This is a genomic window from Kitasatospora sp. GAS1066B (assembly GCF_041262605.1).
Lineage (GTDB): Bacteria > Actinomycetota > Actinomycetes > Streptomycetales > Streptomycetaceae > Kitasatospora.
Genome location: NZ_JBGCCO010000042.1, coordinates 14815 through 38339 on the forward strand (window position 1 = coordinate 14815; position 23525 = coordinate 38339).

General features: G+C 73.2%; 21 protein-coding genes and 1 pseudogene. 11 read left to right on the forward strand and 11 right to left on the reverse strand.

The features are described from left to right. Positions 1-2: 2 nt before the first annotated feature. Positions 3-2903, forward strand: coding sequence for an aminomethyl-transferring glycine dehydrogenase (gene gcvP, locus ABH937_RS33495; protein WP_370220418.1), 2901 nt, complete (start codon positions 3-5; stop codon positions 2901-2903). A gap of 76 nt (positions 2904-2979) precedes the next feature. Here gcvP and ABH937_RS33500 read toward each other — a convergent pair whose 3' ends face one another. Further along, complete coding sequence (locus ABH937_RS33500) at positions 2980-3171, reverse strand: DUF5999 family protein (protein ID WP_280693131.1); 192 nt, start codon at positions 3169-3171, stop codon at positions 2980-2982. 370 nt (positions 3172-3541) lie between these two features. Further along, positions 3542-4156 (reverse strand): hypothetical protein, encoded by a 615-nt coding sequence (locus ABH937_RS33505; RefSeq protein ID WP_370220419.1) that lies wholly within the window; start codon positions 4154-4156, stop codon positions 3542-3544. A gap of 360 nt (positions 4157-4516) precedes the next feature. Here ABH937_RS33505 and ABH937_RS33510 point away from each other — a divergent pair, with 360 nt between their 5' ends. Further along, positions 4517-6019: a glutamate-cysteine ligase family protein gene (locus ABH937_RS33510; RefSeq protein ID WP_370220420.1), complete on the forward strand. Its 1503-nt coding sequence runs from the start codon at positions 4517-4519 to the stop codon at positions 6017-6019. A 49-nt stretch (positions 6020-6068) separates the two neighbouring features. After that, on the forward strand, positions 6069-6872 hold the full coding sequence (locus ABH937_RS33515) for a type II CAAX endopeptidase family protein (RefSeq protein ID WP_280693134.1): 804 nt from the start codon (positions 6069-6071) through the stop codon (positions 6870-6872). On the opposite strand, the gene ABH937_RS33520 is transcribed toward ABH937_RS33515, so the two are convergent. From ABH937_RS33520 to ABH937_RS33535, 4 genes are all read right to left on the reverse strand, one after another. Beyond that, entirely contained in the window at positions 6850-7812 is a 963-nt protein-coding gene (locus ABH937_RS33520; RefSeq protein WP_370220421.1) for a PhzF family phenazine biosynthesis protein, read from the reverse strand. The two genes, ABH937_RS33515 and ABH937_RS33520, sit on opposite strands and share 23 nt — an antisense overlap. Positions 7813-7939: 127 nt before the next feature. Continuing rightward, positions 7940-8131, reverse strand: a complete 192-nt coding sequence (locus tag ABH937_RS33525) for a DUF1508 domain-containing protein (protein ID WP_280693136.1) — start codon at positions 8129-8131, stop codon at positions 7940-7942. A 107-nt stretch (positions 8132-8238) separates the two neighbouring features. Next, complete coding sequence (locus ABH937_RS33530; RefSeq protein ID WP_370220422.1) at positions 8239-8475, reverse strand: hypothetical protein; 237 nt, start codon at positions 8473-8475, stop codon at positions 8239-8241. An 80-nt stretch (positions 8476-8555) separates the two neighbouring features. Beyond that, complete coding sequence (locus ABH937_RS33535; RefSeq protein WP_370220423.1) at positions 8556-9194, reverse strand: TetR/AcrR family transcriptional regulator; 639 nt, start codon at positions 9192-9194, stop codon at positions 8556-8558. A gap of 44 nt (positions 9195-9238) precedes the next feature. On the opposite strand from ABH937_RS33535, the pseudogene ABH937_RS33540 reads away from it, so the two are divergent. After that, a pseudogene (locus tag ABH937_RS33540) lies at positions 9239-10414 on the forward strand (MFS transporter); the annotation flags it as partial. A 47-nt stretch (positions 10415-10461) separates the two neighbouring features. Here the strand turns inward: ABH937_RS33540 and ABH937_RS33545 are convergent. The 3 genes from ABH937_RS33545 to ABH937_RS33555 all read right to left on the reverse strand — a co-directional run bounded on the left by ABH937_RS33545 (position 10462) and on the right by ABH937_RS33555 (position 13623). Further along, a complete protein-coding gene (locus ABH937_RS33545; protein ID WP_370220424.1) occupies positions 10462-11859 on the reverse strand; it encodes an MFS transporter in 1398 nt (465 codons plus the stop codon). Between the two features lie 182 nt (positions 11860-12041). Beyond that, complete coding sequence (locus ABH937_RS33550) at positions 12042-12743, reverse strand: dienelactone hydrolase family protein (protein WP_280693139.1); 702 nt, start codon at positions 12741-12743, stop codon at positions 12042-12044. Between the two features lie 178 nt (positions 12744-12921). Continuing rightward, complete coding sequence (locus ABH937_RS33555; protein ID WP_280693140.1) at positions 12922-13623, reverse strand: pyridoxamine 5'-phosphate oxidase family protein; 702 nt, start codon at positions 13621-13623, stop codon at positions 12922-12924. A gap of 35 nt (positions 13624-13658) precedes the next feature. Between ABH937_RS33555 and ABH937_RS33560 the strand changes: the two genes are divergently transcribed. Further along, complete coding sequence (locus tag ABH937_RS33560; protein WP_370220425.1) at positions 13659-15011, forward strand: aminotransferase class I/II-fold pyridoxal phosphate-dependent enzyme; 1353 nt, start codon at positions 13659-13661, stop codon at positions 15009-15011. A 187-nt stretch (positions 15012-15198) separates the two neighbouring features. After that, entirely contained in the window at positions 15199-16374 is a 1176-nt protein-coding gene (locus ABH937_RS33565) for a GDSL-type esterase/lipase family protein (protein WP_370220426.1), read from the forward strand. A 76-nt stretch (positions 16375-16450) separates the two neighbouring features. Here ABH937_RS33565 and ABH937_RS33570 read toward each other — a convergent pair whose 3' ends face one another. Then, positions 16451-17809: an NAD(P)/FAD-dependent oxidoreductase gene (locus ABH937_RS33570; RefSeq protein WP_280693143.1), complete on the reverse strand. Its 1359-nt coding sequence runs from the start codon at positions 17807-17809 to the stop codon at positions 16451-16453. Between the two features lie 117 nt (positions 17810-17926). On the opposite strand from ABH937_RS33570, the gene ABH937_RS33575 reads away from it, so the two are divergent. The 5 genes from ABH937_RS33575 to purB all read left to right on the forward strand — a co-directional run bounded on the left by ABH937_RS33575 (position 17927) and on the right by purB (position 21961). Next, complete coding sequence (locus ABH937_RS33575) at positions 17927-18697, forward strand: HipA family kinase (RefSeq protein ID WP_370220427.1); 771 nt, start codon at positions 17927-17929, stop codon at positions 18695-18697. A gap of 14 nt (positions 18698-18711) precedes the next feature. Then, positions 18712-19095, forward strand: coding sequence for a DUF3037 domain-containing protein (locus tag ABH937_RS33580; protein WP_280693245.1), 384 nt, complete (start codon positions 18712-18714; stop codon positions 19093-19095). Between the two features lie 87 nt (positions 19096-19182). After that, complete coding sequence (locus ABH937_RS33585; RefSeq protein WP_280693145.1) at positions 19183-19614, forward strand: MarR family winged helix-turn-helix transcriptional regulator; 432 nt, start codon at positions 19183-19185, stop codon at positions 19612-19614. A 110-nt stretch (positions 19615-19724) separates the two neighbouring features. Further along, positions 19725-20462, forward strand: coding sequence for a TSUP family transporter (locus tag ABH937_RS33590; RefSeq protein ID WP_370220428.1), 738 nt, complete (start codon positions 19725-19727; stop codon positions 20460-20462). A gap of 59 nt (positions 20463-20521) precedes the next feature. Continuing rightward, the gene (purB, locus tag ABH937_RS33595) at positions 20522-21961 is read left to right on the forward strand and encodes an adenylosuccinate lyase (RefSeq protein WP_280693147.1); all 1440 of its coding nucleotides are present in this window, start codon (positions 20522-20524) and stop codon (positions 21959-21961) included. A gap of 7 nt (positions 21962-21968) precedes the next feature. Here the strand turns inward: purB and ABH937_RS33600 are convergent, their stop codons facing one another. After that, positions 21969-23450: an MFS transporter gene (locus ABH937_RS33600; RefSeq protein WP_280693148.1), complete on the reverse strand. Its 1482-nt coding sequence runs from the start codon at positions 23448-23450 to the stop codon at positions 21969-21971. Positions 23451-23525 lie beyond the last annotated feature (75 nt).

Consider the following 23525-nt stretch of genomic DNA (forward strand, 5'->3'; position numbering starts at 1 on the left):
CCATGACTGCCCAGCCGACCACCGGTCGTCCCCGCAGCGCTGCCACCCTCGCCGAGCTCGAAGCGGCCAGCCCCTTCGAGTCGCGGCACATCGGCCCCGACGCCGCCGCCCAGGAGAAGATGCTGGCGCAGGTCGGCTACGGGTCGCTCGACGAGCTCTCTGCCGCCGCCGTCCCGGAGGCGATCCGCAGCATCACCGGCCTGGACCTGCCGGCCGGCCGTACCGAGGCCCAGGTGCTCGCCGAGCTGCGCGAGCTGGCCGGCCGCAACCAGGTGCTCACCCCGATGATCGGGCTGGGCTACTACGGCACCTTCACCCCGCCGGTGATCCTGCGCAACGTCATGGAGAACCCGGCCTGGTACACCGCCTACACCCCGTACCAGCCGGAGATCTCGCAGGGCCGGCTGGAGGCGCTGCTCAACTTCCAGACCCTGGTCTCGGACCTGACCGGGCTGCCCACCTCCGGCTCCTCGCTGCTCGACGAGGGCACTGCCGCCGCCGAGGCGATGGCGCTGGCCCGCCGGGTGACCAAGGTCAAGGGCGGCGTCTTCCTGGTCGACGCCGACACGCTGCCCCAGACCATCGCGGTGATAGAGACCCGGGCCCTGCCCACCGGCGTCGAGGTGGTGGTCGCCGACCTGTCCGAGGGCATCCCGGCCGAGATCGCCGAGGGCGGCGTCTTCGGTGTGCTGCTGCAGTACCCCGGTGCCTCCGGCGCGGTGCGCGACCTGGCCGCCGTGATCGAGCAGGCGCACGAGCTCGGCGCGATCGTCGCGGTCGCCGCCGACCTGCTGGCGCTCACCCTGCTGAAGTCGCCCGGCGTGCTGGGCGCCGACATCGCCTGCGGTACCTCGCAGCGCTTCGGCGTGCCGATGGGCTTCGGCGGCCCGCACGCCGGTTACCTCTCGGTGCGCGCCGAGTACGCCCGCTCGCTGCCCGGCCGCCTGGTCGGCGTGTCGGTGGACGCCGACGGGCACCGCGCCTACCGCCTGGCCCTGCAGACCCGCGAGCAGCACATCCGTCGCGAGAAGGCCACCAGCAACATCTGCACCGCCCAGGTGCTGCTCGCCGTGATGGCCTCGATGTACGCCGTGTACCACGGGCCGGACGGTCTGGCCGACATCGCCCGCCGCACCCACCGCTACGCCGCCGCGCTGGCCGCGGGTCTGCGCGCCGGTGGCGTGGAGTTGGCCCACGAGGCCTTCTTCGACACCGTCACCGCCAAGGTCCCGGGCCGGGCCGCCGCCGTGCTGGCCGCCGCCCGCGAGGCCGGCGTCAACCTCTACCAGGTGGACGCCGACACCGTCTCGATCTCCTGCGACGAGACCACCACCCGTGAGCACCTGGCCGTGGTCTGGGCCGCCTTCGGCGTCGCGGGTGTCGACGCGGACGCGGTCGCCGAGACCCTGCCGGCCGGCCTGCTGCGCGAGGACGAGTACCTCACCCACCCGGTCTTCCACAGCCACCGCTCGGAGACCGCGATGCTGCGCTACCTGCGCCGCCTCTCGGACCGGGACTACGCGCTGGACCGTGGCATGATCCCGCTCGGCTCCTGCACCATGAAGCTCAACGCCACCACCGAGATGGAGGCGGTCACCTGGCCGGAGTTCGGCCAGCTGCACCCCTTCGCCCCGATCGAGCAGGCCCAGGGCTACCTGACCCTGATCCGCCAGCTGGAGCAGCAGCTGGTCGAGGTCACCGGCTACGACGCGGTCTCGATCCAGCCGAACGCCGGTTCGCAGGGCGAGCTGGCCGGTCTGCTGGCGGTGCGCGCCTACCACCACGCGAACGGCGACGCCCAGCGCGAGGTCTGCCTGATCCCGGCCTCGGCGCACGGCACCAACGCCGCCTCCGCCGTGATGGCCGGCATGCGGGTGGTCGTGGTCAAGACGCTGACCGACGGCGACGTGGACGTGGAGGACCTGAAGGCCAAGATCGAGCAGCACCGCGAGCAGCTCGCCGTGCTGATGGTCACCTACCCGTCCACCCACGGCGTCTTCGAGACCCAGATCACCGACATCTGCGCCCTGGTGCACGAGGCCGGCGGCCAGGTCTACGTGGACGGTGCCAACCTGAACGCGCTGGTGGGCCTGGCCAAGCCGGGCAAGTTCGGCGCGGACGTCTCGCACCTGAACCTGCACAAGACCTTCTGCATCCCGCACGGCGGCGGCGGCCCGGGCGTCGGCCCGGTGGCGGTGCGCGCGCACCTGGCGCCGTACCTGCCCAACCACCCGCTGCAGTCGGAGGCCGGTCCGGCCACCGGTGTCGGCCCGATCTCGGCCGCCCCGTGGGGCTCGGCGGCGATCCTGCCGATCTCCTGGGCGTACGTGCGCCTGATGGGCGGCGAGGGCCTCAAGCGCGCGACCCAGGTCGCCGTGCTGAACGCCAACTACATCGCCAAGCGGCTGGCCCCGCACTTCCCGGTGCTCTACACCGGCCCCGGCGGCCTGGTCGCGCACGAGTGCATCATCGACCTGCGCCCGCTCACCAAGGAGACGGGGGTGACCGTGGACGACATCGCCAAGCGCCTGATCGACTACGGCTTCCACGCCCCGACCATGTCCTTCCCGGTGGCCGGCACGCTGATGATCGAGCCGACCGAGTCCGAGGACCTGCACGAGATCGACCGGTTCTGCGCCGCGATGATCGAGATCCGGGCGGAGATCGAGAAGGTCGGCTCGGGTGACTGGGCCGCCGAGGACAACCCGCTGCGCAACGCTCCGCACACCGCCGCCACGCTGGCCGGCGACTGGGCGCACGGCTACTCGCGCACCGAGGCGGTCTTCCCGGCGGGCGTGAACCCGGCCGACAAGTACTGGCCGCCGGTGCGCCGGATCGACGGCGCCTACGGCGACCGTCACCTGGTCTGCTCCTGCCCGCCGCTGGACGAGTACGACGCCTGATCCCAGGGCGGACGACGAAGTCCCCTGCGGCGGTCGCCGCAGGGGACTTCGTCTGATCGGGCCGGCCGTCCCGGGATCAGGCGGCGATCAGCAGCGCCCGGTGCGGCGCGATCACCCGGCCGTCCGGCAGCAGTTCGCCGGTGTCCTCGAAGAGCAGGACCCCGTTGCAGAGCAGGCTCCAGCCCTGCTCGGGGTGTCGGGCGACCGGGACGGCGGCCTCCCGGTCGGCGGATTCGGCCGACGGACACTCAGGTCGGTGCTGGCACATCCTGGTACCTCGCTTCACTCACGATCCACGCCCCCCGCAGCGGTACCGGCCCGAGTCCTCGCGGACCCGGCGGCTCCGGAACACCGTTGACGGTGGTCGGATCCTGTCCGGCCGGCCCAGGTGTGAACCGGCGCGTCTGTGGGTAGGACAGGTGGTCCTTCCACGCTGGTTCCCAGTGTCGGCATCCCGGGCCCGTCCCGCAGCTGTTTGGTGACATGCGCCACAACTACGGGCCAGAGATCACCCATTCAGATGGCTCCCCGGGATTTGGGCGCACAAACGGGCCACCCGGCTCTGGTTCGGCCGGGTGGCTACGAGATAGTCCGTCAGGATGGGGCTGGTAGCCCGGGTCGGTGGCCTGAGGGGCGGGCTAGAACGCGGGCACCGCCGCGAGCGGAGCGCCCGTCGTTGCCACCGCTCTGGCGGCGGTGGCCGTCGCGGGCCGGGCGAGCAGGGCGAGGAGTTCTCCGGCCGGATAGGCGCGGTGGGCGGTGACCCCGAGTGGTGCCGGGGCCAGTGGGATCAGCAGATCGTCGTCCGGAGTGGCGTCGATGCCGTGCAGCCAGAGCGCCGTGGCGTAGTGCCCCGGCATCGACAGCAGCCGGGCCTGGTGGCTGGTGCGCTGAGCCTGTACCAGCTGCCAGGCCTGGGCCAGCGCCTGCACCGTGGAGTCCAGGTAGGGACCGGCCGCGAAGTGCGCGAAGCTGTGGCCTTCTGCCGACTTCACCACCTCGGCCGCCGCGACCACCGCCCCGCCGTGCTCGATCAGGAACCGCCAACCCGTGCGCGGCGCGGCGACCAGCGCCCGTGCCGTCGTCGTCCCGGGCGGCAGTTGGTGCACCGCCAATGGATGGGAGGGCGACAGCGTGGCGGTGGGGCTGCGCAGCGCGGCGGCCCCTGGCTGGCGCAGGGCGGCGGGCGAACTCAGTGCGGCCAGTACGGCCCGCAGGGCGCTGGGCGGGGGCTGGGGCGTTTGCAAGGTCATGGCAGGTCGCCTCTCCGTGCGAGATCGGCGTGCGAAAGCGGCATACCGGCATGGCGCGAGATGGCCGGGTCCGGTTGGGCGTGATCGCGGGGCTTGGCGCGCGGGTGGACTGCGCCGCACGCGAGGGTGTCGCCCGAGCCCGGGAAAGCGAACCGGGGCCGGGGCGACAAGCGGGGCGCAGCCTACTCGAACAAGTGCGCAGGGTGACCTTCTTATCACCTTCCGTCCTGCCCGGCAAGTTGACCTAGCGGTGAGAAATCGTCAGTTCCCTTGTGCCGCAAGGCAATGCGTCGCGTCGGGTATCGATCTTCCGGCTGGGCATGATGCAGTGCACGGTGGCACCGGCCTAAGGGGGCATCCATGGGGGAGAAGGTCATCGCGACTCGCGCGGACCTGGCTGACCGGCAGCAGTACCGGCTCAAACTGCAGGCCTGTCAGGAGGCACTGGACCGAATGCTCGTGGAGGGCCGGTTCGACAAGCCCAGGGCGGTGCTCGGCCTGGAGATCGAGCTCAACCTGGCCGACGAACAGGGTCTGCCGCTGATGCGCAACGAGCAGGTGCTGGCGGCGATCGGCTCCGCCGACTTCCAGACCGAGCTGGGCCAGTTCAACATCGAGGTCAACATCGCCCCGCACCGGTTGAGCGGCCACGTCTTCGAGGAACTGCGCGAGGAGATCGACACCGGTCTGCGGTACGCCGACCGGCGGGCCGCCGAGGCGGATGCCCGGATCATCATGGTCGGCGTGCTGCCGACGCTGGGCCTGGAGCACACCGGCCTGGAGTCGATGTCGCACAACAACCGCTACACCCTGCTCAGCGACCAGATCATGGCGGCCCGCGGCGAGGACATCGCGCTCGACATCGAGGGCGTGGAGCACCTGGTGCTCGAATCGGTGACCATGGTGGCCGAGGCGGCGGCGACCTCGCTGCAGCTGCACCTCCAGGTCACTCCGGACCGGTTCGCCTCGGTCTGGAACGCCGCCCAGGCGATCGCTGCCGTCCAGGTGGCGCTGGGCGCCAACTCGCCCTTCCTGTTCGGCCGCGAGCTGTGGCGGGAGACCCGCCCGGTGCTCTTCCAGCAGGCCTGTGACACCCGTTCGGCGGAGCTTAAGGCCCAGGGCGTGCGCCCCATCACCTGGTTCGGCGAGCGCTGGGTGGACTCCGTGCTGGACCTGTTCGCGGAGAACCTGCGGTACTTCCCGGCGCTGCTGCCGATCTGCGACGACGAGGACCCGGCCAAGGTGCTGGCCTCCGGCGGCATCCCCAAGCTCGCCGAGATGCGGCTGCACAACGGCACCGTCTACCGGTGGAACCGCCCGGTCTACGACGTGGCCGACGGCGTCCCGCACCTGCGGGTGGAGAACCGCTGCCTGCCGGCCGGCCCGACGGTCGCCGACACGCTGGCCAACGCCGCGTTCTACTACGGCCTGGTCCGGGTGCTCGCCGAGCAGGGCCGGCCGATCTGGACCAGGCTGCCGTTCGACCGCGCCGACCAGAACTTCCAGACCGCCGCCCGCTACGGCATCGACAGCGCCATCCACTGGCCCCGGCAGGGCCGCGGCGCCCGCGGCGCGCTCGCCGAGGTACCGGTGGTCGACCTGGTGCTCGGTGAGTTGCTGCCGCTGGCCCACCAGGGCCTGGACGCCTGGGGCGTGCAGCCGGCCGACCGGGACCGCTACCTGGGCATCATCGAGCAGCGCTGCCTGCGCCGGACCAACGGCGCGTCCTGGCAGGCCGCCACCGTGCACCAGCTCCGCGAGCGGTACGGCATGGACCGCGCCACCGCGCTGGCCACCATGACCCGGCGCTACATGGAGCTGATGCGGGCCGGCGAGCCGGTGCACACCTGGCCGGTGGGCTGACCTCCGAGGTCACGGCCCGGCTCATCCTGGTATGACAGGATGATCGGCCATGACGATCGCACCGCCCGCACACCCCGAGAACACCCTGCCGCCCGGCTCGCCCGGGCGGCGGCTGCTCGGCTTCGAGCTGCTGATCGTCCTGGGTCTCTCGCTCGGCGCGAGCGGCGTCTACGCGGCGATCAGCTTCGTCGACTCGCTCACCCGGCACGCCGCGCTCAGCCAGCAGGTCGCCCCGCTGAACTCCTCGGCCGCTCCGGGTCGCCCCTGGCTCGACCTGGCCTACCAGCTCTACTACATCGGCCGCGGCCTGATGCCGGTGGCGCTGGTCGGCTACCTGCTGATCCGCGAAGGGGCCAGCCTGCGGGTGCTCGGCTTCGATCTGCGCCACAAGCTCGCCGACCTGGGGCGCGGCGCGGCGGTGGCGGCCGTGATCGGCGGCAGCGGGCTGGCCCTCTACCTGGGCTCGCGGGCCGCCGGGTTCAACCTCACGGTGGTGCCCTCCGGCCTGCCCGACGTCTGGTGGCGGATCCCGGTGCTGATCGGCTCCGCCTGCCAGAACGCCGTGCTGGAGGAGGTGGTGGTGCTCGGCTACCTGATCCGCCGCCTGGAACAGCGCGGTTGGAGCTGGCCGGCGATCGTGCTGGCCAGCTCGGTGCTGCGCGGCTCCTACCACCTCTACCAGGGGGTGGGCGGTTTCATCGGGAACATGGTGATGGGTGCCGTCTTCTGCCTGCTCTACCGGCGTTGGGGCCGGGTGATGCCGATGGCCGTGGCGCACGCGCTGATCGACACCACCGCCTTCGTCGGCTACGCGCTGCTGGCGGGGCACGTCAGCTGGCTGCCGACGGGCTGAGCGTCGCGGCCGGATCGAACGTCGCCGAGGGGCGGCGCGGCGCTGACGGGTCGAGCCCTGCCGACGAGTTGGCCACCGCCGAGGGGCTGAGCGCGCCGTCCAGCACGGTGACCGCGTGGCCGGCCAGCAGCACTCGCGTCCAGCCGTCGGCCGGGGGCGTCCCCAGCCCGCTCTCGCCGCGCGGGCCGCGCAGCTCGCAGTGGACCAACCCGCCGCGGGCCGAGGCCTGGTAGCCGGTCAGCACGGTGCGCCCGAGCCGCTCGGCCCAGAACGGGGCCAGCACCGTGTGCGCGTTGCCGGTCACCGGGTCCTCGGGCACCCCGGCGGCCGGGGCGAAGTAGCGCGAGACGAAGTCGTAGCCGTCGGACGGGTCTTCGGCGAGCGCGGTGACCACCACGCCGCGGGCCTGCTGGCGGGTGATGCCCGCCAGGTCCGGGGCCAGGCCGCGCACGGCGTGCTCGCTGCGCAACTCGGCGAGCAGGATGTCCAGGCCGCCGGTGGTGCGGCAGCCGAGCACCGGGCTGCCGAGCGCCTCGGCCAGGCCGTCCGGGACCTCGGCGGCCTGCGGTCGGGCTGCGGGGAAGTCCAGGCTGATCATTCCGTCGGCGCGGGGAGTGGCGGTCAGCAGGCCGCTCAGCGAGCTGAACCGGACCGGGCCCTGGCCGGCCAGGCCCTGGGTGCGCAGCGCGTGGGTGGCGGCCAGCGTGCCGTGGCCGCAGAGCGGGACCTCGGTCATCGGGGTGAACCAGCGCAGCGCCCAGTCGGCTTCGCCGCCGTCGGTCAGCGGGCGGACGAAGGCGGTCTCGGAGAGGTTGAGCTCGCGGGCCACCTGGCGCATCCACCGCTCCGCGGGCCACGCGTCCGTCTCCAGCAGGCAGACCCCGGCCGGGTTGCCGGCGAAGGGTCGGTCGGTAAAGGCGTCGATGATCGAGATGCGCATGCCCTGAGCCTAGGGGCAGTCAGTGTGCGCTCGACAGGGCCAATTCGGCAGGTCTGGCCCGGCCGGTTTGGGCACGATGGTGGGGAGCGGCCTGCCTGGCCGCTCCCCACCACCGCGTCGCGGGCCGCTACGCGGGGCTGCCGCTGGCCTCGCGGACCTCCGCGTACGGGGCGAGCCTGCGGAGCGACTCGATGTTCTTCAGCAGCGATTCCTTGGTCTCGTGCGCATCGCCGACCACGATGACCGAGCCGTTGCTGGCCTTGAGCCGGAACCGGTGCATGCCGCTCTCGTCGGTGTACAGCTCGAACTTCCCTGCCATGGAGTTTTCACCTTTCGTACTTGGTCGCACCCCCTCCTGACGCACCGTAGGCGGGGCCCGGGCGAGCCGCACGCCGGGTGCCGTCGTCCGGGTGCGCGCCTGCGGGCTCAGCCGAGCAGCCGGATCAGCGCGCTGTCGAAGAGGTCGAGCGCGCGTGGCAGCGGGCCCTGGTCGTGGTGGTGCAGGGCGGACCAGAACAGGTCGCCCGGGTGCGCATGCTTGGACGCGTACACCCGGTACGCGTACCAGCGGCCGTCCACGCCGGCCAGTTCGACCAGCCAGCAGCATTCCGCCGACTGGTCTGACGATCCGTCAAACATGAAGAGCTGCATCGGCCGTGGCAACGGATCTCCCTCCCGGGGTGGCGGACCTCACGGGGTGAGACCGCCGTCGGGGGCGGAAGGTTGTACCGCACGGCCGGGGTTCAGTCGCCGGTGGCCGGTCGGGCGAGCAGCCAGCGCTCCATCATGAGGTGGATCTCGGCGAGGATCGCCGGGTCACCCTCGGGCCGGTCGCGGAAGGCGGAGTTGAGCAGGCGCCCGGCGCTCGCCACCGCGAGGTCGGCGCGCAGCGCGAAGGCGGGGGTGTCCGGGTAGCCGTAGCGGTCCACCAGGACGGTGCGGATGGCGCCGGCCAGCCGGCGATCGGTGTTCTCGTCGTACTCGCGCAGTGCGGGCAGTGCGGGGCCGGTGAACCAGAGCCGGTGGAAGCCCGGCTGCTCGCGGCGGAACCGGGCGTGCGCGTCGAGCAGTTGGGCGGCCAGCTCGCTCGCGGTGGCGGGCAGCGGGCCGCTCAGGATCTGCTCGGTGAGAGCCGTGAACTCGTCCAGCCAGCGCACCGTCAGGGTGCTGACGATCGCGTGCTTGTCCGGGAAGAACCGGTACAGCACGCCGATCGAGACCTCGGCCTCGGCGGCGATCAGCTTGGTTCCGACCTCGTCGTAGTCGTGCTGCTCCAGCAGCCGGGCCGTGGCCGCCAGGATCCGGGCCACCTTCTCCCGGCTGCGCTGCTGCTGCGGCTCGCGCAGCACGCCGGCGGGCAGCGGTGGGACGCTCGCGGTCATCGCACTCCTTGACAGGGCCTCAAAGCTGAACCAGAGTCTAGTTCATGTTTTCCACTGGGGGAGCGGCCGCCGGGCCGCTGGGACCGCGCTTCCGACTGCTCTGGACCTCGGTCACGGTTTCCGCGCTCGGTGACGGCATGCGCTTCGTCGCGCTGCCGCTGCTGGCCGCCCGGATCTCCGGAGATCCGCGTGACCTGGCGCTGGTGGCCGTCGCCGAACAACTGCCCTGGCTGCTGCTCAGCCTGCCGGCCGGGGCGCTGGCCGACCGGGTGGACCGGCGGCGCCTGCTCTGGACGGTGGACGCCTGCCGCGCGGTGCTGGCCGCCGGCTTCGCGATCACGGTGGCGCTCGGGGTCGCGCGGATTCCGCTGATCGCGCTGGTCGGCTTCCTGCTCGGCTGCGGTCAGACCCTCTACAACGCGGGTTGGGCCGGAGTGGTCCCGGCCGTGGTCCGACCGGCCGACCGGCCCCGGGCCAACGGCCGGCTGCAGGCGGGCGCGCTGGTGACGGACTCGCTGCTCGGCGCCCCGTTGGGCACCGTCTGCTTCGGACTCGCCGCGCTGGCGCCGTTCGCGGTGGACGCGCTCTCCTTCGCACTGGCGGCCGTGCTGGTCTTCCTGCTGCCCGGCAGCCTGCGGGTCCGGCGCCCCGAGCCGTTGACGGACCGTCAGGCGGCGCGTGGCCTGCTCGCCGAGGCGGCCGAGGGCGCGCGGTGGCTGGCCCGGCACCGGCTGCTGCGGGCGCTCTGCCTGGCGGCGGCGACGGCCAACCTGGTCTTCGGTGGCGTGCTGGCGGTCCTGGTGCTCTACGCGCGCGAGGTCCTGCGGCTGGGCGCGGTCGGCTACGGACTGCTGGTCGCCGCCTTCGCGGTCGGCGGGGTGCTGGGCTCGCTGGCCGCGCCCCGGCTCGGCCGGCTGCTCGGTACCCGCTGGACGCTGCTGGTCACCATGCTCGGCTCCGGCCTGGCGCTCACCGTCGCGGGGCTGACCGGCAGTTGGCTGCCGGCCGGGTGCGCCACGGTCGGCTACGGAGCGCTGAGCATGGCCTGGGGCGTGCTGGCGGTCTCGCTCCGCCAGGACCTGGTGCCGGAGCAACTGCTCGGCCGAGTCAGCATGGCCTACCAGATGGTGGCCAACGGCGGCTTGGCCGTCGGTGCGGCGCTGGCCGGCGTGCTGGCCCACGCCTACGGGCTGCGGGCCCCGTTCCTGGCGGGCGCGGCGCTGACCGTGCTGGCCGCGCCGCCGCTGTACCACGTGCTGAGTTCTCGTCAGGCCGCGGCCTGCGCGCCGGAGGGGACGGCCTCCGCGGCGCCGCCCACCGTGGGCGGCAGCGCCGACGCCCGGGCCAGCCGCCGTACCTCGGGCACCGCCAGCACCAGCAGCGACAGCAGTGTCATGCCGCCCGCGCAGGCCCAGAGCGCTCCGTTCAGGCCGAGCCCGCCGGCCAGCGGGGCAGCCGCCGCGGTGCCCACCGGTGCCAGCGCCACCGAGCCGCACCAGTCGTAGGCGGCCACCCGGGAGAAGCTCGCCGCCGGGATCTCCTGCTGCAGCGCGATCATCCAGCAGACTCCGTAGACCGTCCCGCCGACCCCCGAGGCGAACATCGCGCACCCGATCGTGGTCAGCGACGCGCCGGCCGCAAGCGTCGCGGCCGGCGCCGCGAACAGCAGGATCCCGAAGGTGCCGGCCAGCAGCAGCCGGCGGGGCTGCCAACGGACCATCAGCAGCCCGCCGGCCACCAGCCCGGCGCCCATCGCCGCGTTGACCAGCCCCCACGGCCGCGGCCCGCCGAGCCGCTGGTCGGCCACGATCGGGCCGAGCACCGATTCGGCCGCGATCAGGCAGGCGTTCACCACGCCGTACTGCACCACCACCGCCCAGAGCCAGCGCCGGGAGGTGAACTCCCGCCAGCCCTCGCGCAGATCGGCCAGCATGCCGGGTGCGGCCTCCCGGCTGGCTTCGGGGTCGCCCGCGCGCTGCTCCGGGGGTCCGGCGGGTGCCGGGTCGCGCAGCAGGACCCGCAGCGCGCCGGCCGCGGCCAGCGTGGCGGCGTCCAGCGCCAGCACCCAGCCGGGGCCGACCACCGCGACCAGGGCGCCGCCCAGCGCCGCGCCGGCGATCAGTGAGGAGTTCAGCGCGGTGCGGAAGAGCGCGAAGGCCCGCGGGGCCTGCTCCTGCTCGACCGACTCCATGATCATGCCCTCGGCCGCCGGGGCGTAGAAGGCCTGTCCGATCCCGTTCGCCGCCGCCAGCAGCACCACCTGCCAGAGCCGGGCCGAACCGGTCAACACCAGGGCGGCCAGCAGCGCTTGGGAGAGCGCGTTGCCGAGGTTGGCCGCGACCATCACCCGGTGCCGGGGCAGCCGGTCGGCCAACGCGCCGCCGATCAGCAGGAAGAGCACGATGGCGGCCAGCCGTGCGCCGGTGACGTAGCCGATCTCGGCGGCCCCGCCGCCCATCCGCAGCAGCGCGAAGGCGGTGGCGATCGGGGCGCCGGCGTTGCCGAGGCCGCCGACCACGGTGGCGCCGGTCTGGATCAGGTAGTCGCGCCCGGCCCAGGACAGCGGGCGGGCGCGGTGCTTGCGCGGGGTCGGCGTGCTGTGAGTGCTCGGGGGTTCGAGGTGGTTCGGCGTGCGGCCGACGGTGGTGGTGGCTCGGTTCGGCATTCGCCCGACTATGACGGTGGCATGGATGCCTGTCCACGTTACGGACAGGTATGGACAGGTATGGGGAGTTACCCTGCACAAACCGATCGGAAACTGGTAGAAGCTGATCGAAAATCAACTTGGATGCTCCGAATGCCCATGACAGCATCCCGTCGTGGTCAAGGGGTTCACCTGCGAGCGGCTCAGCCCAGGTGCCCGCGCAGGAAGCTGAGGGTGCGGCGCCAGGCGATCTGGGCCTGCAGCGGGTCGTAGGTGCCGTTCAGGTTCTCGTCGTTCATGAACGCGTGCCCGGCGGGATAGAAGTGGATCTCGGGTCGGCGGTCGGTGGCCTCGCCGATCCGGATCGCCGCCTCGTCCACCGTGGCCGTGGGCAGCCCGTGGTCGCGCTCGGCGAAGTGGCCCAGCACGTGGGCGGTCAACCCCCGGTAGTCGTAGTCGGGTTCGCGCGGCAGCCCGTAGAACGGGACCACGGCCGCCACCTTGTCGCCCTCCTGCGCGGCCAGCCGGAGCGCGAAGCCGCCGCCCATGCAGAAGCCGACCACCGCGACCGCGTCCCCGAGCAGCGCCGGGTGGCCGAGCAGGAAGTCGACGGCGCCGCGCAGGTCGCGCACCGCCCGCCCGGCCGGCAGCTCCTGCAGCAGCCTGGCGGCCTCCTCGCGGTCGTGCGTGGTGGCGCCGCCGTACAGGTCGGGGGCCAGCGTCACGAAGCCCTCGGCGGCGAACCGGTCGACCATCGAGGTCATGTGCGTGGTCAGACCCCACCACTCCTGCACCACCACCAGCCCTGGCCCGCGTCCCTCGGGCGGCAGCGCGAGGTAGCCGTGCGCCTGGCCTCCGTTGCTCGGGAAGGTGGTGTTCTGCGCCCCGGAGGGGGGTTCGGCCATCGGGCATCTCCTGGTGAGCCGCGGACCGGGCCACGGCGGCCCGCGGGGACGATGCTATTCGGGCCGGGAGCCGAGCGGGAGTCAGTTCCTGGACGTCATCGGCGTGTCGCGTGGCCGCTCCGTCAGCTCAGGCGGCGGCTCCGTAACCCCGGAATGCATCTGGCATGCCCATGGTCATTCAGATGTGCTGGATCTCCGTGCCGCCACCCGGCTGGAATCCCCGCAGGTACCCGGGCAACTCGCGCTCGGTGCCCGGGTGCGGCTGCGGCGTGCCGTAGACGGTCGACACCGGCACCACGCCGGACCAGTACGGCAGGTCCGCGTCCTCCGGGTCGTCCGACGCGCCGTCGTTGCGCGACTTGGCCGAGACCTCGTCGAGTACCAGTCGGATCACCGCCGTCTTGGCCAGCTCCTTCGGACTGGCCGCGCGGACGTCCGCCGAGCGCCCCGGGATCGCCTGGTCGACCAGCGCGTCGAGCGCCACCGCCAGCTCGGCCGGGTCGGTGACCTGCTCGGCGACGCCGTGCGCGACGACCGAGCGGAAGTTGACGGAGTGGTTGAAGGCCGACTTGGTCAGCACCAGGCCGTCCACCTGGGTGACCGTCACGCAGACCGGCAGGCCGGCAGCGCCGCCGGCCGCCCGCAGCGGGCGGCTGCCGGTGGAGCCGTGCAGGTAGAGCCGGTCGTCGACCCGGGCGAAGATCGTCGGCAGCACCACCGGCGCGCCGTCCGCCACGAAGCCCAGGTGGCAGACCCAGGCGGTGTCGAGGACCGCGTGGATCTCGGCCCGCTCCCAGCTCGCCCGCTCCTTGTAGCGGGTGGGCGTGGTGCGCGGGGTGCGGGCGTACCGTTCCTGCTGCTCGGTGCGAGGCTCCGACATGACAACCCCCTATGTACTAGTGCATAATGATGTTTGTGCTAGGAGACTATCGGATTCAGGGCCGCCGCGCCACGGACATCGCCGCCGACGTCGAACGCGCGGTCGGCGCGGGAGAGCTGCAGCCCGGTCAAGCGCTGCCCCCGCTACGCGAGTTGGCCGAGGAGCTGGGGGTCAACCCGAACACCGTGGCCGCCGCCTACCGCCTGCTGCGCGACCGTGGGGTGATCGAGACCGCCGGGCGCCGGGGCAGCCGCATCCGCCCGCGTCCGGTCACCACCTACCGTGACCAGGTCCGGCTCGACGTCCCGCCGGGCGCCCGCAACCTGGCGTCCGGCAATCCCGACCCGCGCCTGCTGCCGCCGCTCGCCCCCGCCCTCGCGGTGGCCGCCGCCGCCGCCGACCAGGACCCCGTGCTCTACGGCCGTCCCGCCACCGACCCCGAACTGATCGAGCTCGCCGCTGCCGGCTTCCGGGCTGACGGGGCGCCCGAGGGCGCGTTCGCGGTCACCAACGGTGCGTTGGACGCGATCGACCGGGTGCTGGCCACCCAGCTGCGGCCCGGTGACGCGGTCGCCGTCGAGGACCCGGGGTGGCGCAGCCTGCTCGACCTGCTGCCCGCCCACGGGCTGCGCACCCTGCCGGTCGCGCTGGACGACCAGGGGCCGCGCCCCGAGGCGCTGGCCGGCGCGCTGGCGGCCGGCGCCCGGGCGCTGGTCGTCACCAGCCGGGCGCAGAACCCGACCGGCGCCGCGATCACCGCCGGCCGGGCCGCCGAGCTGCGCGCCGTGCTGGCCGGGCACCCGGACGTGCTGCTACTGGAGGACGACCACGGGCACGGCATCACCGCGCTGCCGTTCGTCACCCTGGCCTGCGCCGCCGACCGCCGTCCCGTGGTCTCCCGCTGGGTGGTGATCCGCTCGGCTGCCAAGGCCTTCGGGCCCGACCTGCGGCTGGCCGTGCTGACGGGAGATCAGGCCACCATCGACCGGCTGCGCGGCCGCCAGCGCCTGGACACCGGCTGGGTCAGCCATCTGCTGCAGCGCGCCACCGCCGAGCTCTGGCGCACCCACGGCGCTCGCCCCGCCGGCGTCGCCGAGGCCTACGCCGCTCGCCGCGAGGCGCTGTTGGCGGCGCTGGCCGCGCACGGCATCGTCGGCCAGGGCGTGAGCGGGGTGAACGTCTGGGTCCCGGTGTCGGAGGAGACCGGCACCGTGGTCGGCCTGCTGCAGCGCGGCTGGGTGGTCGCCCCGGGGACGGCGTTCCGGGTGCAGTCCCCGCCCGGGGTGCGGATCAGCGTGGCCGAACTGGACCCGGCCGAGGCGCCGCGGCTGGCCGCCGACCTGGCGACCGTGCTGGCGGGGTCGACGGCGGGGGCGCGGCAGATCTGAGCCGGGGCGGGTGACGAGTCGACAGTAGTTAACGCAGCGGTAACAAGGCAGGAAAAGGTACTGCAGCTACCTAGCGGTAACCGGCGCGCGCATGCCACATTCATCGCGCCACCGGCCGGCGGCTCTCCCTCACCCAGAGCGGTTCCCCACCCCACGCCGGGGAGCCGCTGACCGCAGGAGTTCCGTCGTGCCCGAAACCTGGAACAGCCCTACGCGCGTCCCCGCGGCCAAGCGGCTGCTCGCCGCCGCACTCGCCCTCCCGCTCTGCGCCACCGCCCTGCTGGCGGTCGCCGCCGCCCCCGCTCGGGCCGCCTCGGGCCCCACCGCGAGCGTCAGCCTGGGGGACAGCTACATCTCCGGCGAGGCCGGCCGCTGGATGGGCAACAGCGACACCAGCAGCGGCGACCGCGCCGGCACCGACCTGGCCTGGAACGGCAGCGGCTACGACCCCAGCCTGGTCTACGGCTCGACCTACGCCAGCGGCTGCGACCGCTCGAACTCGGCCGAGGTCACCGGCGCCACCGGCATCGCGCAGACCAGCATCAACCTGGCCTGCTCCGGCGCCACCACCGCCGACGTCTTCCGCGCGGTGGACGGCGGCCAGAGCTACAAGGGCGAGGCCCCGCAGGCCGACCAGCTCGCCACCGTCGCGGCGCAGAACAGGGTCCAGCTGATCACCCTCTCGATCGGCGGCAACGACCTGGCCTTCGGCAGCGTCATCCAGACCTGCGCCGAGGACTGGCTGATCTACGACTCGTACTGCCACGACACCGAACAGGCCGCCGTGGACGCGAAGATGGCCACCGCGATGGCGAACGTCGGCAAGTCGATCGACGAGATCCGGGCGGCGATGGCCGGTGACGGCTACAGCCCGAGCAGCTACCGGATCGTGCTCCAGTCCTACCCGTCGCCGATCCCGCGCAGCTCGGAGAACCGGTACCCCGAGACGGGCTGGACGCGCGAGTCCGCGGGCGGCTGCCCGTTCTGGAACGCCGACTCCGACTGGGCCCGCGACTCGCTGGTCCCGGAGATCTCCGACAACCTGGCGGCCGTCGCGGCAAGCCACGGCGTGCAGTTCCTCGACCTGCGCGACTTCCTGCAGGGCCGCGAGGTCTGCTCGACCGCCACGCAGCTCGCCACCCCGGGCGCGGGCCCGTCCGCGACCACCAGCGAGTGGGCCCGCTTCCTGGACGCCGGGCTCAGCACCCAGGGCACCACCCAGGAGTCGATGCACCCGAACTACTACGCCCAGCTCGGCCTCAGCCGCTGCCTGTCCCTGCTCTGGGCGCAGCAGAGCGGCGACTTCGCGTGCCGCAACACGCCCGGCGAGGACGCCTCCGGGATGTACCTGACGGCTTCCTGACCGCCGCCGGAAGCACGATCACGCCGCCGATCCCCGGTCGGGGATCGGCGGCGTGACCTGCTCGAACGCGCGATGCTCAGTGCTTGGCGTGCAGCGAGCTGGTGTGCTCGCGGATCTGCTCCTTGGTCAGGTACGCGTCGGTGTACTCGAAGTCCCGCAGCTTGGCGGGCCGCTGGGAGAGGAACCCGATCCGGACGAAGTCGTCGCCCGCGGTCGCGTTCAGCAGCCAGCTGGCGCCGACCCGCAGCTTGGCCACGTTGGTCCGCAGCGCCATCAGGTGGTAGCCGCGCGCCACCAGCTGGGCCGGCACGCCGGTCATCTCCACGCCGAGCGGCTTGGAGACCGCGTCCTTGCCGCCCAGGTCGACCACCAGGCCCAAGTCCTTGTGGTAGTACGGCTCCAGCGGCTGGTTGCGCAGCGCGGCGACCAGGTTGTCCGCCACCTTGCGGCCCTGGCGGGCCGAGTGCTGCGCGGTGGGCGGGCAGACCGCGCCGTCGCCCTTGGCCAGGTCGGGCACCGCCGCCGCGTCGCCGAGCGCGAAGATGCCGTCGAACTGCGGCACCCGCATCTCGGCGGTCACCGCGATCCGCCCGCGCACCGTCTCCGCGTCCAGCGTGCCGATCAGCGGGCTGGCCGCAACGCCCGCGGTCCAGATCAGCGTGCGCGAGGGGATCACCCGTCCGTCGGTGAAGGTCACGGTGGTGTCGCCGACCTCGGCCACCGAGACGCCGAGCGAGACCTCGACACCGCGGTCGCGCAGCACCTTCAGCGCCCGGGTGCCGAGGTGCTCGCCGAGTTCGGGCATCAGCTTGGGCGCGATGTCGATCAGATGCCACTTGATCAGCCGCGGGTCGAGCCGCGGGTAGCGGTCCAGCGCGGCGGTGGTCAGCCGCTGCAGGCAGGCCGCCGTCTCGGTGCCCGCGTAGCCGCCGCCGACCACCACGAACTGCAGCCGGGACTCGCGCTCGGCCTGGTCCAGCGTGGCCGAGGCGAGATCGAGCTGGGCGATCACGTGGTCGCGGATGTACGCGGCCTCGGCCAGCGTCTTCATCCCGCGCGCGTGGTCGGTCAGGCCGGGGATGTCGAAGGTGCGGGTGATGCTGCCGGGGGCCAGCACCAGGTAGTCGTACGGCTCGGTGACCACCTCCTCGGTGATCTTGCGGACGATGCAGACCTTGGCCCGCGGATCGATCCCGATCGCACCGCCCGGGATGATGTCGGTGCGGTGCAGCGAGCGGCGCAGCGAGACCGCCACCGACTGCGGGGTGAGCACCCCGGCGGCGACGTGCGGCAGCAGCGGTAGGTACAGCTGATAACTGAACGGGGCGACCAGGGTGATCTGCGCCTCCGTCGCGGCGAGCTTGCGCTCCAGCCGACGGGCGCACTCCAGTCCGGCGAAACCGCCGCCCACCACCAGGATCCGAGGACGTTCCATCGCTGTCTTCCTTCGCAGTCGGCGGGGCCCATGTGACGGCACGCCACGTCCCGGCCACCCTCGCATGGCCCCTGGGGGCGCGCCACCGCAGCACGGGCGGATGGGTAGGGTTGGCGCGTGCTTCGTGAGGTGACGGCGATCCGCTACGTGACGCCACTGCGAGAAGGCGGCTCGATGCCGGGCCTGGTGGAGGCCGACGACCACCGGCTGTACGCGCTCAAGTGGAGTGGCGCGGCGCAGGGGCCCAAGGCGCTGGTGGCCGAGGTGCTGGCGGGGCGGATCGCCCAGGCGCTGGGGTTGGCGGTGCCCGAGCTGGTGCGGATCGACCTCGATCCGGTGCTGGCCCGCAGCGAGCCGGAGCAGCAGATCCAGGAGCAGATGCGCGCCAGCGGCGGGGTCAACGTGGGCCTGGCGTTCCTGAGCGGGGCGTTCAACTTCGACCCGCTCTGCTTCCAGGTGGACCCCGAGCAGGCCGCCCGGGTGCTCTGGTTCGACGCGCTGATCGGCAACGTCGACCGGTCCTGGCGCAATCCCAACCTGCTGGTGGCCGATGGACGGCTGCACCTGATCGACCACGGCGCGAGCCTGATCTTCCACCACCACTGGGCCGGGGCGGCCGGCTGGACCAGGCGCCCGTACGACGCGGGCGACCACGCGCTGCGCCGCTTCGCCGGCGACCTGGCGGCGGCCGACGCGGAGCTGGCCCCGAGGGTGACCGCCGAGCTGCTGACCGCGGCGGCGGACGCGATCCCCGAGGAGTTCCTGCTCGACGAGCCCGGTTTCGAGCACCCCGCCGCCGTCCGGGCCGCCTACGTCGCGCAGTTGCTGGCGCGGCTGGCCGGGCCGCGCGACTGGCTGCCCGCCCGTTCTGCGGAGGCGACCCGATGACCGAGCGCCATGACATGACCGAGCGCCACGACTACGAGTACGCGGTGATCCGGGCGGTGCCCCGGGTCGAGCGCGGTGAGTGCGTCAACCTCGGGGTGCTGCTGTACTGCCGCTGGCGCGAGGAGCTGGTGGTGCGCACGCTGCTGCCCGAGGCGAAGCTGCTGGCGCTGGACCCGGCGGTCGACCTCGACGCGGTGGCGCGGGCGCTGCGCGGGATCGAAGGCATCTGCGCCGGCGGCCCGGCCGCGGGCCCTGCGGCCGGTGACAGTCCCGGGCAGCGGTTCCGCTGGCTGACGGCGCCGCGCAGTGCCGTGGTCCAGCCCGGGCCGGTGCACACCGGGCTGACCGCCGACCCGGCGGCGGAGCTGGCGCGGCTCTTCGCGCAGCTGGTGGCCTGAGCGGCGGTCGCTCCCGGCCCGGTTGTTTGCCGAACTCAACACTGGACTGGATAAAAGTTTTATGCGTCCTGTGATCTCATGGATGCCATGACCACCCTCGCACCCCCCGTCAGCACCCCCGCTCTGATGGAGGCGGTGGCGGCCGTGAGCGCCGCCTACTTCCTCGACTTCGCCGCCGCCGCCGGCCGGCACGGGCTCAGCTCCTCCCAGGCCAAGGCGCTCGGCGTGGTGCTGGAGCCGGTGCCGATGCGGGCGCTGGCCGGTCGGCTCGGCTGCGACGCCTCCAACGTGACCGGCATCGTCGACCGCCTGGAGGGGCTGGGTCTGGCCCGTCGGGAGGCGGCCGCGAGCGACCGTCGGGTGAAGATCGTCACCATCACCGACCAGGGGCACGAGGTGCTGCTGAAGATCCGCGCGGACATGACCAGGGCGCACCGGGCGCTGGACTCGCTCAGCGAGGAGCAGCGTGCCGGTCTGCTGACGATGTGCCGGCAGCTGCTGCCGCTGCTGGGCAACTGACCCTCGGGGTCCGCCGGCCGCCCTCGGCGTCCAACCGCCGGACCGGCGGCTGGACGCCGAGGGCGGCCGTCTGATTGCGTGTGCCCGGTCGCAATCGATCGTTCGGGGGCATGGCGGTGACACACGGGTGGGAAGGCGTGCTGCTGCTGGGCGTGGTGGTGCTGGCCGGTGCCTCGGTGCAGCGGATGGCGGGGATCGGCTTCGCGCTGGTCGCCGCGCCCGCGCTGGTGCTGCTGCTGGGCGCGGGCCCCGGGGTGGTGCTGGCCAACTGTGCGGCCGGGGCGATCAGCGCGATCGGGCTGGCGACCAGCTGGCGCCAGGTCCGCCCCGGCGCGATGGTGCCGCTGGTGGCGGCCGCCGCCCTGAGCGTGCCGGCCGGCGCCTGGGTGGCGGCCCGGCTGCCCGAGCCGCAGCTGCTGGCCGGGATGGGCCTGCTGGTCAGCGTCGCGGTGCTGCTGGTGATCTGCGGCACCCGGGTGGCCGCGCTGCGCGGACTGCGCGGGGCGCTGGCGGCGGGGGCGGCCAGCGGCTTCATGAACGCCTCGGCCGGGGTGGGTGGCCCGGCCCTGTCGCTGTACGCGGTGAACGAGGGCTGGACGGTGCGCGAGTTCGTGCCGAACGCCCAGTTCTACGGCCTGCTGGTGAACCTCCTGTCGGTGCTGGTCAAGGGGACGCCCAGGCTCAGCCGCCCGTCCTGGCTGGCGGTGGCCGTGGCGCTCGGCCTCGGCGCGCTGATCGGGCGCGAGCTGGCCGGACGGGTGCCCGAACACCGGGCCCGCACCCTGGTGTTGCTGCTCGCGCTGGCGGGCGGGCTGACCACGCTGGGCAAGGGCCTGCTGGAGTTGTAGGGCCGGTCCTACCAGCGGCGCTGGGGCCGTCGACACTGGGCTGACCTCGACTGTTAACCTTGCGAAGCGTGAGCGCCAAGCCCCAGATCCCCAATGTCCTGGCCGCCCGGTACGCCTCGGCGACCCTGGCCCAGCTGTGGTCCCCCGAGCACAAGGTGGTCCTCGAACGCCACCTGTGGCTCGCCGTCCTCAAGGCCCAGCAGGATCTGGGCATCGAGGTGCCCGAGAGTGCGGTCGCCGACTACGAGCGGGTGATCGACCAGGTCGACCTCGCCTCCATCGCCCGCCGTGAGCGGGTCACCCGGCACGACGTGAAGGCCCGGATCGAGGAGTTCAGCGAGCTCGCGGGCCACGAGCAGATCCACAAGGGGATGACCTCCCGGGATCTGACCGAGAACGTCGAGCAGCTGCAGATCCGCCAGTCGCTGGAGCACGTCCGGGACCGCACCGTCGCCGTGCTGGTGCGCCTGGGCCGGCTCGCCGCCGAGCACGCCGAGCTGGTGATGGCCGGTCGCTCGCACAACGTCGCCGCGCAGGCCACCACGCTCGGCAAGCGGTTCGCCAGCATCGCCGACGAGCTGCTGGTCGCCTTCGCCCGGCTCGAGGAGCTGATCGCCCGCTACCCGCTGCGCGGGATCAAGGGCCCGGTCGGCACCGCTCAGGACATGCTCGACCTGCTGGGTGGCGACGACCGGAAGCTCGCCGACCTGGAGCGCCGGGTGGCCGGCCACCTGGGCTTCGAGAACGTCTTCACCTCGGTCGGCCAGGTCTACCCGCGCTCGCTGGACTTCGAGGTGCTCACCGCCCTGGTCCAGCTGTCCGCCGCGCCGTCCAGCCTGGCCAAGACGATCCGCCTGATGGCCGGTCACGAGCTGGTGACCGAGGGCTTCAAGGAGGGTCAGGTCGGATCCTCCGCGATGCCGCACAAGATGAACACCCGCTCCTGCGAGCGGGTCAACGGCCTCGCGGTGATCCTGCGCGGCTACGCCTCGATGACCGCCGAGCTGGCCGGCGACCAGTGGAACGAGGGCGACGTCTCCTGCTCGGTGGTCCGCCGGGTCGCCCTGCCGGACGCGTTCTTCGCCTTCGACGGCCTGCTGGAGACCTTCCTGACGGTGCTCGACGAGTTCGGCGCCTTCCCGGCCGTGATCGAGGCCGAACTGGACCGCTACCTGCCGTTCCTGGCCACCACCAAGGTCCTGATGGGCGCGGTGCGCGCCGGCGTCGGCCGTGAGGTCGGGCACGAGATCATCAAGGAGCACGCAGTGGCCTCCGCGCTCGCGATGCGCGGCGGCGCGCGCGAGAACGAGCTGCTCGACCGGCTGGCCGCCGACGACCGGATGCCGCTGGACCGGGCCGCGCTGGACGCGCTGCTGGCCGACCGGCTCTCCTTCACCGGCGCGGCCGGGGCCCAGGTGGCCGAGGTGGTCCGCCGGGTCGAGGCGGTTGCCGCCGCCTACCCGGAGGCCGCCAAGTACGCGCCGGGCGCCATCCTCTGACGCTCAGTCAGGAGCTGGTGGATCCGGGGCGCGAGTGCCCAGGATCCACCGGCGGCGCGGTGGTGCCGCAGTACCAGGTGCTGTCCGGCTCGGCTGCCGGCGCCGGCGGGCGCCCCGGCACGGTGACCAGCGCCAGCAGGCCGGAGCCCGCGAGCACTCCCGCGCAGATCAGCACGGCGGTGCGGAAGGCCGAGTCCACCGCGCTCGGCACCTGGTACTCCTCGCCGCTCAGGCCGGTCAGCAGCGGCAGCGCCGCGACCGCCAGCAGGCCGGCGGCGCGCGCGGCGGCGTTGTTCACCCCGCTGGCGATGCCGGCCCGGTGCACGTCCACCGCCGCCAGCACGGTCGCGGTCAGCGGCGCCACCAGCGCCGTCAGGCCGACTCCGAAGACTACGGCCGCGGGCAGCACGTCCGTCCAGTACGAGGCGTGCGGGCCGATCCGCAGCATCAGCAGCACGCCGCCCGCGGCGATCAGCGGCCCGGCGGTCAGCTGCAGCCGCGGGCCGATCCGGGTGGCGAGCCGGCCCGAACGGGCGGACAGCAGCAGCATCAGCACGGTGACGGGTGCGAAGGCCACCCCGGCGACCAGCGGGTCGAAGCCGGCCACGGTCTGCAACTGCACCTGGAGGAAGAAGAACACCCCGCCCAGCGCGCCGTAGACGCCGAGCGTCACCAGATTGATCACGGTGAACAGGCGCGAGTCGAAGAGTTCCAGCGGCATCATCGGCTGCGGGCTGCGCCGCTCGACGGCCACGAAGGCGGCGCCCAGCAGCAGGCCCGCGACGGCCGACACCCAGACCGCCGCCGTCACCTTGTTGCCCGCCGCCGTCAGCGCGTAGGTGACCCCGCCGAGCGCGAGCGCCGCCAGCACCGCGCCGGGAACGTCGAAGCGCCCGGTGGCCTGCTCGTCGCGGCTCTCCGGCACATGGCGCAGGGTCAGCACCGCGACCAGCACCGCGACCGGCAGGTTGATCACGAAGATCCACCGCCAGCCCGGGCCGCTGACCAGCCAGCCGCCGAGGAACGGTCCCACCGCCGTGGCCACCCCGCCCAGGCCCGACCAGGCGCCGACCGCCGCCGAGCGGTCGTCCGGATGGAAGGAGGCCTGGAGCAGCGCGAGCGAGCCGGGCGTCAGCAGCGCGCCGCCGACGCCCTGCAACGCGCGGGCGGCGATCAGCAGCCCGACGGTGGGCGCGATCGCGCACAGCCCGGAGGCGGCGGCGAACCAGCAGACGCCGATCACGAAGACCCGGCGCCGCCCGTAGCGGTCGCCGAGCGAGCCACCGAGCAGGATCAGCCCGGCCAGCGTGAGCAGGTAGGCGTTCACCGTCCACTGCAACGCGGACAGCGAGGCGCCGAGATCCCGCCCGATGCTCGGCAGCGCCACGTTCACCACCGTGCCGTCGAGCATCGCCATGCCAGAACCGAGCGCGGCGGCCAGCACCACCCAGCGTCCCTGGCGGCTCTTCAACCGCAGTTGACTCTCCATAACCCCTGATCCTGCGCGACCGGCACGGCGCGCCGCTACCCCGCCGCGCCGGAGTGGCCGAACCCGGGTGGCGGC